The organism is Halorubrum salipaludis (assembly GCF_002286985.1).
Taxonomy (GTDB): domain Archaea; phylum Halobacteriota; class Halobacteria; order Halobacteriales; family Haloferacaceae; genus Halorubrum; species Halorubrum salipaludis.
On sequence record NZ_NSKC01000009.1, the window covers coordinates 60,256 to 74,060 of the forward strand.

At 72.4% G+C, this 13,805-nt stretch carries 14 protein-coding genes and 1 tRNA gene; 4 read left to right on the plus strand and 11 right to left on the minus strand.

Annotated elements, in window-relative coordinates:
- Window positions 1-3: 3 nt before the first annotated feature.
- Window positions 4-588: an NAD(P)/FAD-dependent oxidoreductase gene (locus CK500_RS13395; RefSeq protein ID WP_095637729.1), complete on the minus strand. Its 585-nt coding sequence runs from the start codon at window positions 586-588 to the stop codon at window positions 4-6.
- A gap of 279 nt (window positions 589-867) precedes the next feature.
- Here CK500_RS13395 and CK500_RS13400 point away from each other — a divergent pair, with 279 nt between their 5' ends.
- Window positions 868-2,601: a S8 family serine peptidase gene (locus CK500_RS13400; protein ID WP_095637730.1), complete on the plus strand. Its 1,734-nt coding sequence runs from the start codon at window positions 868-870 to the stop codon at window positions 2,599-2,601.
- Between the two features lie 25 nt (window positions 2,602-2,626).
- Here CK500_RS13400 and CK500_RS13405 read toward each other — a convergent pair whose 3' ends face one another.
- Complete coding sequence (locus tag CK500_RS13405) at window positions 2,627-3,532, minus strand: hypothetical protein (RefSeq protein ID WP_095637731.1); 906 nt, start codon at window positions 3,530-3,532, stop codon at window positions 2,627-2,629.
- Window positions 3,533-3,684: 152 nt separating this feature from the next.
- Here CK500_RS13405 and CK500_RS13410 point away from each other — a divergent pair.
- Window positions 3,685-3,758, plus strand: a tRNA-Tyr gene (locus CK500_RS13410).
- A gap of 437 nt (window positions 3,759-4,195) precedes the next feature.
- Here CK500_RS13410 and CK500_RS16910 read toward each other — a convergent pair.
- Both CK500_RS16910 and CK500_RS13415 read right to left on the minus strand, forming a co-directional pair.
- Window positions 4,196-4,519, minus strand: a complete 324-nt coding sequence (locus CK500_RS16910) for a helix-turn-helix domain-containing protein (protein WP_144049559.1) — start codon at window positions 4,517-4,519, stop codon at window positions 4,196-4,198.
- A gap of 169 nt (window positions 4,520-4,688) precedes the next feature.
- Window positions 4,689-5,642, minus strand: a complete 954-nt coding sequence (locus CK500_RS13415) for a translation initiation factor eIF-2B (protein ID WP_095637732.1) — start codon at window positions 5,640-5,642, stop codon at window positions 4,689-4,691.
- Window positions 5,643-5,923: 281 nt separating this feature from the next.
- On the opposite strand from CK500_RS13415, the gene CK500_RS13420 reads away from it, so the two are divergent.
- On the plus strand, window positions 5,924-6,403 hold the full coding sequence (locus tag CK500_RS13420; RefSeq protein ID WP_095637733.1) for a universal stress protein: 480 nt from the start codon (window positions 5,924-5,926) through the stop codon (window positions 6,401-6,403).
- Between the two features lie 46 nt (window positions 6,404-6,449).
- Here the strand turns inward: CK500_RS13420 and CK500_RS13425 are convergent, their stop codons facing one another.
- The 4 genes from CK500_RS13425 to CK500_RS13440 form a co-directional block, all read right to left on the minus strand.
- On the minus strand, window positions 6,450-7,112 hold the full coding sequence (locus tag CK500_RS13425; protein WP_095637734.1) for a DJ-1/PfpI family protein: 663 nt from the start codon (window positions 7,110-7,112) through the stop codon (window positions 6,450-6,452).
- 95 nt (window positions 7,113-7,207) lie between these two features.
- On the minus strand, window positions 7,208-7,894 hold the full coding sequence (locus CK500_RS13430; protein ID WP_095637735.1) for an SCO family protein: 687 nt from the start codon (window positions 7,892-7,894) through the stop codon (window positions 7,208-7,210).
- An 84-nt stretch (window positions 7,895-7,978) separates the two neighbouring features.
- Window positions 7,979-8,863 carry a sulfite exporter TauE/SafE family protein gene (locus CK500_RS13435; protein ID WP_095637736.1) on the minus strand — a complete coding sequence of 295 codons (885 nt, stop codon included), beginning with the start codon at window positions 8,861-8,863 and terminating at the stop codon, window positions 7,979-7,981.
- A gap of 93 nt (window positions 8,864-8,956) precedes the next feature.
- Window positions 8,957-9,460 (minus strand): winged helix-turn-helix transcriptional regulator, encoded by a 504-nt coding sequence (locus CK500_RS13440; protein ID WP_095637737.1) that lies wholly within the window; start codon window positions 9,458-9,460, stop codon window positions 8,957-8,959.
- A gap of 114 nt (window positions 9,461-9,574) precedes the next feature.
- Here CK500_RS13440 and CK500_RS13445 point away from each other — a divergent pair, with 114 nt between their 5' ends.
- Window positions 9,575-9,922 (plus strand): DUF7471 family protein, encoded by a 348-nt coding sequence (locus CK500_RS13445; protein ID WP_095637738.1) that lies wholly within the window; start codon window positions 9,575-9,577, stop codon window positions 9,920-9,922.
- Window positions 9,923-9,948: 26 nt separating this feature from the next.
- On the opposite strand, the gene CK500_RS13450 is transcribed toward CK500_RS13445, so the two are convergent.
- The 3 genes from CK500_RS13450 to CK500_RS13460 are packed head-to-tail and all read right to left on the minus strand — an operon-like array spanning window position 9,949 to window position 13,728.
- Window positions 9,949-10,812: a copper ABC transporter permease gene (locus tag CK500_RS13450; protein WP_095637739.1), complete on the minus strand. Its 864-nt coding sequence runs from the start codon at window positions 10,810-10,812 to the stop codon at window positions 9,949-9,951.
- Complete coding sequence (locus CK500_RS13455; protein ID WP_095637740.1) at window positions 10,809-11,618, minus strand: ABC transporter ATP-binding protein; 810 nt, start codon at window positions 11,616-11,618, stop codon at window positions 10,809-10,811. The genes CK500_RS13450 and CK500_RS13455 overlap by 4 nt, the downstream gene beginning before the upstream one ends.
- The gene (locus CK500_RS13460) at window positions 11,611-13,728 is read right to left on the minus strand and encodes a NosD domain-containing protein (protein ID WP_095637741.1); all 2,118 of its coding nucleotides are present in this window, start codon (window positions 13,726-13,728) and stop codon (window positions 11,611-11,613) included. The genes CK500_RS13455 and CK500_RS13460 overlap by 8 nt, the downstream gene beginning before the upstream one ends.
- Between the last annotated feature and the right edge of the window lie 77 nt (window positions 13,729-13,805).

Sequence of the window (13,805 nt, forward strand, 5' to 3'; positions counted from 1 at the left end):
GCCCTATTCGTCGTCGATCAGGCCGCCGAACACGGAGGTCGCGGTGTCGGGCACGTCGAAGTCGTGGTAGTGCTCGCCCTTCTCGTTCGAGAGGATGTTGAGGGCCGCGGCGGCGCCGTCGCCGGCCGAGATGACCGCCTGCCACTCCTCGGCGCGGACCATCGCGCCGGTCGCGTAGGCGCCCTCGACGCTCGTCTCCATCGAGACGCCGACGTCGACGAGGTCGCCGTCGAACTCGCAGCCGAGCGACTCGGCGAGGTCGCGGCTCGCGCCGGTCGCCAGCACCACGTAGTCGGCCTCGTACTCGCCGGCCTCGGTGGTCACGACGAACCCGTCGCCGGACGCCTCGACCGCGGTGACCTCCTCGCCCTGCTTCCGGTCGACGCCGAAGTCGTCCGCCTGCTGGCGGGCGGTCGCGAGGAACTCGCTGCCGCCGACCGAGCCGATCCCGGGGTAGTTGAACAGGTGCGCCTTATGCATCCAGGTCTTGTCGGTGTCGAACAGGACGGCGTCGAGCCCGTTCTTGCCCGCGAACAGTCCCGCGCTGAGCCCTGCCGGTCCGCCGCCGACGATTGCTACGTCTGCCATACGCGTGTATAATAAGCGCACGTTCATAAGAGCTGGCGAAAGCGGGGATCGGCGCGTCGGCCGAGGAGTCGCGGGCACCACTCCGCCGACGTGCCCTCTCCGGCGCCCTCCGCCGGCAACTCTCCTCGGCGCCCTTTCCGGCCCTCTCCGCCGGCAACTCTCCTCGGCGCCCTTTCCGGCCCTCTCCGCCGGCCCTCTCCGCCGGCAACCCTCCGGCGGCGCTCTCTGCCGGCGTCCATCCGGCCGAAGGTATTTGCGCTCGCCGCCGGTGGTGTAGGTATGACCGCCGCCCGCGCGTCGGCCTCCCCCGGGACCGACGCGGCCAGCGCCGCCCGTGCCGTCCGCGTCCCCCGGTTCGTCCGGGCGCTCCGCCCGTGCTGTGTCGCCGTCGGCGTCCTCGTTTTCTCCCTGGCCCTCGTCGCCGCGCTGTCCGGAGTCGCCGTCGCGGCCGACGGAGGGGCCGCGGGGGCGGCTGCGGGTGCGGGAACCCACGACGCCGCGGCCGCGACGACCCCTCTCGACGACGCCAACGGAACGACTCAGGTGATCGTCCGGTTCACCCCGGTCGAGGACCCGGACGCGCTCGGCGAGCCGGACGGGAACGTCTCCGCCGCGGTCGCGGACCTCCGCGAGCACGCCGCCGCCGAGCAGGCGGCGTTCGAGGCGTTCGCCGACTCGCGCGCGGGCGTGACCGTCGAACGGGAGTTCTGGCTGGCGAACGCGATGCTCGTGACCGTCGACGCCGACGAGGTGACGGCGGCGTCGCTGCTGTCGGTCGCGAACGTCACCGACGTGCACCGGAACGTCGCGGTCGAACCGCTCCGCGCGTCGGCTCGGTCGAGCAGAACGCCGGGACCGCGGACGCCGCCGTCGCAGAACCACCGACCGCAGACGCCGCGACTCCAGATCGACGCGGAGCCGTCCGGGTCGTACACCGCCGGCCTGCGGCTCGTCGGCGCCCCGACCGCGTGGGAGCGGTTCGACACCCGTGGGGCGGGCGCCACCGTCGCGGTGATCGACACCGGCATCGACCCGGGCCACCGCGACGTCGACCTCTCGGGATGGGCCTCGTTCGACGACAACGGGACCGTCGTGAGCGACGACCTCGAGGACGCAAGCGACCCCGACGGCCACGGCACGCACGTCGCCGGAACGGTGGCCGGCGGGGACGCCTCGGGGACCCACATCGGCGTCGCGCCCGAGGCCGACCTGGTCGGACTCGACGCGTTCGGCGAGAACGACACCGCGACGTTCGCGGCCGTGATCGGCGCGATGGAGTACGCGACGACCGAGAGCGACGCCGACGTGCTCCAGCTGAGCCTCGGCTCCTCCGGGACCTTCCGCGGGTTCATCCGTCCAGTGCGCAATGCCCGCGCGACGGGTGCGGTCGTCGTCGCCGCCGCCGGCAACGAGGGCGCGAACACCTCGTCGGGACCGGCCAACGTGTACGACGCGCTCGCGGTCGGCGCGGTCGACGAGGATCGCGCCGTCGCCGCGTTCTCCAGCGGCCAGCCGATCAACGCCTCCGCGGCGTTCGAGACCTACCCGGAGGAGTGGCCGGAGCGCTACGTGGTCCCCGACGTGGCCGCGCCCGGCGTCGGCGTCGTCAGCGCCGAGGCGGGAACGAGGAACGGCTACGTCCGCAGGCAGGGGACCAGCATGGCCGCACCGCACGTGAGCGGGATCGCGGCGCTCGCTGTCGCGGCGACCGACGGCCGGGTCGACGACGCCGACCTCCAGGCCGCGATCGTCGACACCGCGGTCCATCCGACGAACGCCACGGAACCGGACGACCGGTACGGGCACGGCGTGGTCGACGCGCCGGCCGCGGTCGGGGCGGCGGTGGAAGCGACCCCGCCCGAGGCGGACTCGACGAACGAGGGGGAGACGAACGGGAGTGCCGATAGGGAGACCGGATCCGAGGACGGCGCGCCCGGCTTCGGCGGCGTCGCGGCCGTCGTCGCGATCGTCGCCGTCGCGGGACTGGCGACGCGGCGCGGCGGGCGAAGGTAAGAGGCGTCGGCGCCGAACTACGGCGTCACTCCGAAAAGTCGGACAGCGAGCCGTGACGCTCGGATTCGGAGCCGTCGCGCTCGGCGTCCGAATCGCTCTCCTGCTCGGAGTCGTCGCCGTCTCCGGAGGCGTCGCGCTCGTCGTCCGACCCCCCGTCGCCGTCCGGGCCGCCGTCGTCCCACGGATTCTCGGGGTCCACCGGCTCGACGGCGCGGTCGAGCTCCTCGGCCGAGTAGTCCGTCTCGTCGTCGAGGAGCATCGCGAGGCGCTGCCAGCGCGCGCTCTGGTCGTTCTCACCCTCCGGGCCGACGCGGGCGCCGTGGGTCTTGAAGAAGCGCGTCCCGCGGTCCCGCCGCGCGCCCTCGCCGGTGTGGCCGTCGAAGACCGCGTCGAACGGCCCCTCCGGTTCGAGGTCGCCGACGGGGAAGTCGTGGGCGGGCTCCTCGCCGCGCTCGCGGGCCTCGGCCCGGACCTCGGCGACGGCGGAGAAGTAGGCGTCGGCGTTCGAGGCCTCGCGGGTCGAGCGGGCGCGGGCGGCGGCCAGCGCGGCGTGGATCGCGCAGATCCGCCCCTTCCACTCGGCGGGCTCCCAGCGCTCGGTGGCGAGCTCCTCGTACCGCTCGATCGTGAGGGCCACGTCGCTGCCCGCGCGGAGGTCCTCGACGACGTAGAGGTTGAGTCGGTCCCAGAGGTTCCACGCGTAGCCGGAGCGGGCCAGCTCCCACGCGGCCCACGCGGCGACCTCCTCGTCGGAGCGGCGCACCGCCTTCTGGAGGAGGCTGGAGACGACGTACCGGCTGTATCCGCCGTCGGTCTCGTTGGCCTCCTTCTCCTCGCCGAAGTCGTTCTCGCCGGTCGCGTCCGGCGTCGTGTCGGTCTCCAAGCTCCCGTCCGACCCGAACGTCGCCTGTCGGTCGTCGCCGTCGCTCATACCCGTCGCTCCTGCGCCGAGCGACATAAACGCCCCGCGCCGTCGACGGCGGCGGCCGCGTCCCGAGCGCCGACACGGGCCTGCGGTACTCGGGATCACACCGCTGCTGAAAGGGAACCCTTAAGTCCGATCCAGCGGCTACGTTTCGGTAACCGCCCTTAGCTCAGCCTGGTAGAGCAGTCGACTGTAGATCGACTTGTCCCCCGTTCAATTCGGGGAGGGCGGACTGGTTTTCTCGTTGAATCGCAGTCGACCGTAGATCGACTTGTTCCTCGTCCTCGTGAGGGGAGCGAACGGTGGCTCGGAAGACGCAGCGCCGAGCGACGCGAGGCGATCGGCTTCCGGCGTTCAATTCGGGGAGTGCGGACTGGTTCTTCACACCCGCGAGCGACAGGCGTTGACCGGAGGGCGCCATTGCGATACATCACGTCTCCGTGTGGCATTAGCCACGTTCAGCTCACCTCGATCCGGTCCCACTGCCGGACACGTATCGCGGACTTCGGGCGTATCGGTCTGCAGGTCGCTCTCGATGACGCGATCGAGCGCGCGGCGCCGTACCCGACGACGCTCGATCAGGTGTGGAAGCGAGACATCCCTTCGGCCGTTAGGCAGATAGAGTTGAGGGAAAATCGCTAGGACAAGCGGCCACGTTGTCAATAATTCCTATTCCGGCTGTTGCATCTCGTGTACGTCCCAGCTGTAGTGTTCGGATTGGTGATGATCCGACCAGTCATCGACTGAATCAAATTCGTCTCCGCACTCCGGACAGGTATGCGTCTCTTGTTTCTCCTCCTTCTTTTGATCTCCCCGTTTGCGTTCCGTGCTGGAAGTTGAACTCGCGTTTAGCAAGTCCCGATTGTTCAGATAATCCGTGATTAAGGCCGGTGAAACGCCCGCTTCTTCTGCTATCTCCTCGGCGCTCCAACCCTTTTCAACATGGTATTTGCGGAGAACCCTCTTGCTGCGCCAGTTAGATATTTCGCCCATATGTCGGCCATCTCATCAATCCTTTTCAGAGTTATGTATCAGATCCGGAACCATGATCCGGCAAAGCGGGCTAGGTAAACTGACCGGTCGTATCTATCTCTCCCCCGATTCTCGCGGTGCCTCGGCCGCTCTGCGATCAGGAAAGTCGCACGATCCGTGCCGCTCACCCCTACCGCTCCGTCCACGCCGCGGCCGCCCGCAGCTCCGCGGCGACCGCCTCGATCCCGTCCGCGTCGAGCGCCCCCCGCTCAGTGACGACCTCGTCGACGAGGTCCGCCGGCGTCACGTCGAACGTCGGGTTCCGCACCTCGATCGGTGTGTCGTCGTCGTACACCGCCGACTGGTCGCCGGTCTCCGAGACGGCGCGATCGCGCGTCGCCACCTTGTCGGTCGCCGCCACGACGGTGACGGGGATCCCCTCGCGTTCCGCGGCGAGCGCCGCCGTCCGGGTCCCCGTCTTGTTCACGACGGCTCCGGTGGGCAGGACCGTGTCCGCGCCGACCACGACCCGGTCGACCGGCTCCGTGGCGAGCACGTGTGCCACGGCCGCGTCGGTGTGGACGACCACCGGGCAGTCGACCGCGTCGTCCGCGGCCAGCGACTCCGCGACGGCGACTCCCTCGCGGGCCGGCCGCGACTCGGCGACGAACACCCGGGAGGGGTCGCCGTCTCGGATCGCCGCCCCGACTGTGCCGGACCGCGAGAGCGTCAGCATCGGTCCCGAGATCCGATCGGCCGCCGAGGCGGCGGCCGCGGCGTCGGCCGCGAGCGCGCGGTCGATCGCGTCGGCGGCGGCGTCCCGAAGGGTCGGCGCGTCGACCGGCGCTCCCCCGGCCTCGTCGAGGGCGGCCGTCATCGTCCGGTTCACGCGGTTCCGGAGGACCGCCATCGACGGCCGCGCAGCGAGCAGCCGCCGGGCGAGCGCGGCGAGGGCCTCGAACTCCTCGTCGGGGGACGCGGCGGTCGACCCGCCGCCCTCGCGTTCCGCGGCGAGCGCCGCCGCCCGGTCGCGGAGGGCTTCGAGCGCCCGGACCGAGAGGTGCGAGGCGCCGTGTTCCGTGTCGGCGGCGATCTCCTCCGCAGGTGACGCCGCGGCGGAGCCCCCGTCGGAGCGGTCGGTCATCGCAACGGCCGGTCACCCCGAGGCGGGCACGGAGACGACCGCCGCCGGCGCGTCGCGGGGGACGCGTTCGGTCGTGCCGCCGAGAGGTCGGCGGCCGCGAGCGACGCCTCGCTGCCGCCCGCGGGGATCGGGGTCGTGCCGTACATGTACGCGACGATACGGCGGCGAGTTCAAAGAATCTGGGGCCGAACCGCCGAATTCGGGCGGATCCGGCGCCCCGATTCTCAGATCGAGCACTCGCACCGACAGCGTATTTACGCCCCGCCTGCTACGTCTCCGACATGACTCTCGTCGTGGTGCCGGTCCGGTTCCCGCCGTCGTCGCACTCCGAGGCGACACTGCGAGAGGCCGTCCGCGTCGCCGAGGAGCGGGACGCCGACCTCACCGTCTTCCACGTCGACCTCTATCAGAACTCGGGCGGCGTCTCCCGCAGCGACCTGAAACGCGCCGTCGAGCAGCGGATCGGCCGGCTGGACCGCGCGCGGTACGTCGTCCGCCGGGGGTTCCTCGTCGAGGAGACCATCCTCGAGGAGATCGTCGCCGAGGGGGCGGACGTGGTCGTCATCGGCTCGAAGCAGGCCGGCCGCTGGCGGCGGATGGTCCAGAAGCTCCTCTCCGATCCGGACATCGACGCGTATCTCCGCGACGAGCTCGACTGCACCGTGATCACGGTCGAGGCCGACGGCGAGACCACGACCAACGAGGCCGGCGAGGACGCCGGCGACACCGCGCCCCTACCGGAGGACAGCGCGGGCGACTGACTCGGCACGTCGAACTCTCGGCGTTCGGCGCCCGATTCCTCCCCGCTCACTCCTCGCCGGCCACCTCGTACCGACGCTCGTACTCGATGACGGTCGCGACGCGGTCGGCGATCTCCTCGCCGAACTCGCGCTGGACGAGGTAGAGGGCGAGGTCGATCCCGGAGGTCACCCCGCCCGCGGTGAGTAGGTCGCCGTCGTCGACGACCCGCGCGTCCACGACCGTCGCGCCCGACTGGCGGAGCTCGTCGATCGCGGAGGCGTGGGTGACCGCGCGCCGCCCGTCGGTGACGCCCGCCTCCGCGAGGAGCATCGCCCCGGTACACACCGCGGCGGTCCGGACGCCGGCGGCGTGGTACTCGCCGAGCGCGCGCGGCACATCCCCCTTCTGCGCCTCGGCCCACGCGCTCGCGTCCTCGTCGCGCGCGGTCCAGCCGCCGCCGGGAACGACGAGCAGGTCGGGCGCTCCCCCTCCGTTCGGGTCCGGAAGCACGCCGTCGATCCCGACGCGGGTCCCGTGGCTCGCGGTCACCCGCTCGCGCTCGTCGAGCGTGACGTACCGGACGCGGCCCGGTCGGTCGGCAGGATCGGCGTCGCCCGATTCATCCTTCTCGTCTTCCGCGGCGTAGCCGAGCGCGTAGTCGAACACCTCGTACGGCCCGATCCCGTCGAGCTCGTCGAACCCGTCGTACAGCAGAATATCGACGTTCACTGTCGGGACCGTACGCGCCAGGGCGGCATGTGCGTTTCCCCGGTGTGCTTTCCCGGAGACTCGCCCTCGACTCGCCTCCGACGTATCTCCCCGGCTCACTCCCCGGCGAACGCCTCGACGACCGTCTCGATATCGCCGGCGACGCGGTCGCGGTCGATCCGTTCGCCTCGGTAGGCTCGCTCGACGACGCCGTCCGGGTTGACGAGCAGGGTGACGACGACGTGCGTGAAGTCGTACCCCTGCAGCCGGTCGCTCTCGGTCGTGCGCTCGAACCCGATTCCGAGTCGGTCCCCCACGACGGCTTTCGCTCGCTCCCGGGTCTCCGGCCGGAGGTAGTGCCAGTTGCCCGCGTCGAGGTCGACGCCGGTCGACTCGGCGTTGTCCCGAAGCGCCGCCTCGTCGTCGCGCTCGGGGTCGAACGTGATCGGGAGGAAAAGCGTCTCATCGGTCAGCCCCGCGTCGGCGACGCGCCGCTGCACCCCGACGAGCCGCCGGAGGAGGATCCCGCACTCCGCGGGACAGGAGGTGAAGACACCGGTCACGATCGCGGTCCGCTCGACGGCCTCGCTGTCGACGGCGATCCCGGCGATCGGGTCCCGCAGTTCGAACGCCGGGAGCGGCTCGCCGTACGCGGGGTACGCGAGGTCCCCGCTGTCCGCGATCTGGTCCTCCTGCGGACCGAGCACGACGCCCTCCGGGCCGCCGCCGAACGCGGAGGTACACCCGGCAGTCGCGCCCGTCGTCGCCGCGGCGATCCCGCCGAGAAACGCTCGCCGTTGCATGCCGAAACCGACGGCTTGCGGGCGCATAACCGGTCTGGTGCGGGCGTCGAACGACTCGCCCAGCGATCCGGAGTGGACGGGTGTTTATAAGGGCGAGTAGTACGGGATCGGCGGGTGCGGCAGCGGGACCCCGAGCGTCGCGAGGCCGTGCTGGAGCGGGACGTATCCGAGTGCGACGAAGGCGACGCCCAGCGCGCGGTGGAGGCGCATCCGGGTGTCGACGCTCACGGACCCGAACACGGTCCCGAAGAGGAACAGCGCCGGCACGGTGCCGAGCCCGAGCGCGGCGAGTGCGGCGGCGCCGCCGAGCGCGTTCCCCTGCACGAATGCGTACAGGAACGCCGGGTACAACAGGGGACACGGTAAGAGCCCGTGCGCGGCGCCGAGCCCGACGATCCGCCAGTCACCGACCCACGCGTCGACGCGCGGGACGATCCGCCGGGTGACGACCCCCGAGGCGGCCTCGATCCCGGGAACCGGAATACGCCGGAGCTCCAGTCGGAGTGCGTACCGCACGCCGATCGCGATGACGACCGCACCGACGACGATGCCCGTGAGCGCGCGGACGTCGTCGGCGACCGTTGTCACCGTCCGCGCGGTGACGAACGCGAGGCTCCCCGCGAGGCCGAACAGTCCGCCGAGCGCGGCGTAACTCGCCGTTCGCCCGAAGTTGAACAGCGCGTGTTGGCGCACCTGTCGCACGGTGAGATCGTCTCGACCGCCGGCCCGCGCGGCCCGCCCTCGGCCGCCGTCACCGCCCGCGGCGTCGGCCCGCATCCGGTCGGCGTACGTCGAGACCAGTGGCCCGCACATCCCGAGGCAGTGGGCGCCCCCGAGGAGCCCGACGAGCAGGAACACGCCGAGGCTCAGCGGTTCGACGGAGTGGATCGTCCCGGTCGGCTCGCACGTCGCCGCCGGGACGGATGTCTGACGGGCCAGCGAGTCGAGGCCGCCCCCGAGTGCGCGCATGATCGATCGGTGTCCGGGGGCGACCCTAACGGATCTGGTGCGATCGACGAATGCGGCGGCGAGAAGGAGTGTCGACGACCGACGGCGACTCGGTCACTCGAACAGGCTGTCGACGGTCCGAACGAACCGGTCGACGATCCGGTCCGGGAGCGACGCCGACACCTCGTCGAGGAGCGCCGCGGTCCGCTCGGGGCGCGCGAGCGAGAGGCGCATGGGCCGCTCATCGGACTTCTCGACGATTTCGCTTTCGACCAGGTTCGAGACGTGCCACGAGACGGTGCTGCGCGCGAGGTCGAGCTCGTCCGCGAGCGCCTTCGGTCGGGTCGGTCCGTCGGCGTGCAGTCGGACGAGGATCGCCCGGGCGGTCTCTCGCCGGAGGAAGGCGAGCGCCCGCCGCTCCCACGGACCGAAGGTCGGGTCGAAGTAGTGGGCTCGCCCGCCGATCCGCTCGACAGCGACCTCACCGTCCCGGACGAGCCGGCGGAGGTGATACTGCGCCTGTCCGGTCGCGATGTCGAGGTCGCGGCTCACCCGGTTGAAGTGAACGCCCGGCGTGTCGCGGACGTGTCGGCGGACCCGGGCTCTGGTGTCCGGCATGGGTGCTCGCTGTCGGCTACCGGAGCGGCGGTTAAAACCTCCGCGCGCGTTCCCTCCGAGCGGGAGCGGTCCGGGAGTGTATTCTTGTCGCGCGCCGCACTACGACCCGACAACGTGATTCCGACTCCCGCGAGCGCGACCGTCGGCGGGTGGGGCGTAGAGGGGTCGCTACCGCTGCTCGCCGTCGTGTTCGTCGCCGGCGCCGGGACCGGGCTCCTCTTCGTGGTGAGCCTCGTCGCGTACCGCCGCCGCCGGAGCGCGCAGTACGCGCTTATCAGCGTCGCCGTCGGCGCCCTCCTCGCCCGCTCGGTCGTGGGCGCGGGCACCGTCCTCGGCGTCGTGCCGATGCCGGTCCATCACTACCTCGAACACAGCCTCGACTTCCTGATCGCCGCGCTCGTCCTCTACGCTGTGTACGCGCACGCACCGGGGTCCGTGGGCGGCGACGCGCGGTCGGAGTGACCGACGAGCGGGCGGTTCCCGCCGCCTCAGTCGGCGAGCCCGCTTCGAACGCGCTCGATCGCCGCGTCGACGCGGCGCCCGTACGCCAGCGTCGCGCCCGCGGCGAGCGCGCCGAGGAGCGTCCAGCCGACGAGCGACCCGACCGCGCGGCCCGTCGAGACGAAGCCGCCCTCCGGGGCGAAGGCGACGCCGATCACGTGTTCGAAGGTGAGCCCGCGGAACGCCCCGTTCGGCGTCAGCGCGAGCGACCCCGGGATCGACGCCGGCGACGCCCCCGCTCCGAGCGAGCGGAGCAGGAGCAGGTCGCCGCCGAGCACGCCCGCGACCAGCGCGAGGACGCCGAGCGCGACCGCGCTCCGGCGGCTCGCGGCGACCGCCGAGACCGCGGCCGCGAGCGACACGTACGCCGCGCCGAGGAGGAGGACGAACGCGAGGAACCGGAGGTACAGCAGCGGCGAGTCGATCCCGGCGTGGGTCGCGAAGATCCCCGTGTCCGGCGCGGCGGTCAGCCAGACCCCGACGCCGACCGCGGCGTACGGAACGCCGACGACGCCGACGAGCGCGACCGTCCGCGCCAGTAACACCCCCGCGACGTACTCGCCGACGCGGACCGGATACGTCCGGATCACCGCGAGCTCCCCGCTCGCGCCGTCGGCGAGCAGCGCGCGGTAGCCCAACACCACCGCGGCGAGCGGGACGAGCGCCTCCGTCGGGAGGAGCAGGTCGACAACCGCCGGCACGAACCCGGTCGCGCCCCCGCCGCCCGCCGCGAGGAGGCCGCCGACGGCGACGAGCAGTCCGGCCGCCAGCACGGCGTAGCCGGGGGTCCGGACCACCGTCGCGAGCTCGCGCCGAAACACGGTCGCGACGCCGACGAGCGGCCCCGTCATCGGTCCGACACCCCCGTGACGTGGACGTTCGGCTCCGCGTCGTCGCCCTCACCGTCTCCCTCTCCGCCGCGCTCGTCTCCGTCGCCGGGGGGCTCGTCCTCGTCTCCTGCACGCGTCCCCGGTTCCCCAGCCACGACGCGGTACAACTCCCTCGCGTCGGCGGCGTCGTGGTCGTCGAGCAGCCGGTCCAGCGGTCCCGCGGCGGCGACGCCCCCGCGACGGAGAACCGCGACGCGGTCGGCGTGCTCGTCGACGAGGTCGAGCGCGTGCGAAGCGATCACCACGGCGGTGTCGCCGTCGGCCCGCTCGGCCGCCGCGCGGAAGGCGCGCTCTCGCATCCCCGGATCGAGACCGCTCGCCGGCTCGTCGAGGGCGACGAGAGCGGGGTCGCCGAGGACCGCCTGTGCGATGCCGAGCAGGCGCCGCATGCCGCCCGAGAGCGCCTCGACGCGACGGTCGCCGGCGTCGCCGAGCCCGACCCGCTCAAGCGCCGCGTCCGGGTCGTCGCCGACGAGCCGCCCGTAGAACGCGAGCGTCTCGCGGGCGGTGAACCCCGGGCGGAACGGCACCCGCTGCGGGAGGTAGCCGATCGACTTCCCTCCGGGCCCGCCGGGCTGTCGGACCTCGCCCGCGGTCGGCTCCGTCGCGCCGACGAGCACCCGGATCAGGGTCGACTTCCCGGACCCGTTCGGGCCGACCACGGCGGTGACGCCGGGCTCGACCGCGAGCGAGACGGCGTCGAGCACCGGCACGCCGCCGTACGTCCGGGTGGCGTCCGAGAGGGCCGCGACGGGCTCGTCAGGCACCGCCGGCGCCCCCCGTCGTCGCCCTCGCCGAAGTGACGGTCGGCTCGGCGTCGACTCGCCGCGTTTCTCGCCCGATACCCCCGCTCGTCGCGTCGCGATCGCGTGCGTTCATGGCTGCGTTCTCGTCTGTGCTCCCGTCCCGCTCGTCCGGTTCCGCGCGCCAGTCGGCGTGGACCGGGCCCGCGTTCGGGGCGAGCGCGGCGTCTATCCGTTCCGGCGAGTACGGCGCGGCCGCCGGCGCCGGGTCGGTGATGCTCCCCGAGCGCGCCCCGGGCACGGTCCCCCGGAGCCGGTCGAGGAGGGCGACCGCCGGCGATTCGCGCACGGCGACGGCGGCGACGTGTCGGTGCAGGGCGCCGTCGACCGGCGAGGTCGGCCGGTACGCTCGCTCGCCGGGCTCGTGGGTCCCGAGGTTCGCCCCCTCCCAGTAGTTGCCCCGGTCGCCGTCGGCCCAGATCCGGAGCGCGCCCGCGCCGGCGGTCGCGTGTTCGGCGTTGCCGACGAAGTCGTTCGCGACGACCCGGCTCGACGGGACGACCGTGGTCGCGCGGACTCCGACCTCGTTGTTCGCGGCCACGTTGCGCTCGTACAGCGACCCCCGCGAGCTGGTCGAGAAGCCGAGCCCGTTGCCGACGAGGGTGTTGTACCCGATGTACGTCCGGGTGCCCGACGCCTGAATTCCCGCGCTGGAGTTCCGTACGTCGTTTCCGACGATCGCGTTGCCCGACGGCCGCGTCATCACCGTGATGCCGGCGAACAGCTCGTTTTCGAACGCGTTGTCGGCGAGCAGCGCGTCGCCCGTGTACATGAGGTGTGCCCCGTAGCGGTTGTCGGTGAACGTCGAGTTCCGGACGACCGAGCCGTCGGCGCGGTGGAGGTAGATCCCGTCGCGCCCGCCCTCGAACCTGCTGTCCGTCACCGTCACCCGCGACCGCATCCCCGTGATCCCCATGAAGCCGTCCTGCCACTCGTCGGCCCCGTCGACGCGGAGATCCCGAACCACCGCGTGGGAGCCCTCCCGAAGCAGCAGCCCGCTCGCGTTCGCCTCGACCGCCACGTCGTCGACGACGAGCCCCGGTGCGTCGATCGCGCGGATCCCCGCGTCACCGTGGCCGTAGCCGAGCTGGATGTTGGTGTCCCACGCCCCTCCGTCGGCCGGCCCGCCGCCCTCGCGGCCCTCGCGCGCTGCGTCCGGGTCGCGCGTCTGCCCACCGCTCCCGTCCACGGTGACCCCGGTGATCGCCACGTCCGGGGCCCGCACCGTGATCACCGACCCGTTGCCGTCGCCGCGAATCAGCGCGTCGTCGCCGGCGACCGTGACCGACTCGTTCACCGTCAGGGTCTCCTCGTACGTTCCCGGCGGGACGACCACGGTCGTGTTCGGCGGCGCGGCCGCGACCGCCGCCTCGACCGTCGGCTCGTCCTCCCCGACGACGACCGACACCGGCCTGTCGGCGCGGCGCTCGGCGGCCGCGATCCGGTCGTCGGCCGCGGCCCACCGCTCGGGGGCCATCGCGCGCACCGTCGCTGCCGAGTCCGTGTCGAACGACCGCCCTCGAACGGTCTCCCAGTCGACGACCCGTCCGCCGTGGTCGGCGACGAACGCCTCGGCGGCGCCGCGCTCGCGGAACGGGACGACCGTCTCGCCGGCCGGGCTCCGGGCCTCGCTACCGACGACGTACACCGCCTCGTCCGCCGGCGTCCACTCCCCGAGCCGCTCCGACTCGAACAGCCCGGCCCCGGTCGTCCCCGGCCGAGCGTCGTCGAACGTCTCGACGTAGGCGGCGATCGGATAGCCGAACTGGCGTTCCGTCCGGCCGTCGTCGAGCGTCGCCGCGAACGACTCGACGCCGTTGTACCCGACGACGTACTGGAGCTGCGAGTAGAAGACCTGCGTCCGCGGCACCCTCGCTGACCCGGCCATCAGCGCGTCCGTCTCGGAGGAGAGCCCGAGCTCGACGACGTCGTCGTAGGCGACCGGCGAGGGCGCGGCTGCCTCGGGGTCGGCGGCGAACGCCCCGGCCGTCGCGACGACGGCGGCGAGGAGGAGCGCGGCGAGCGCGATCCGGAGCGTGCGAGACGGATCCGCGTAGGGGTCGAAAACCGCCACGGATGGCGTTCGCTCGGCGGGGGCTTATCCGATCTGGTTCGTTCCTCGAACGACGAGATGAATCGGTCCCGAGGGCC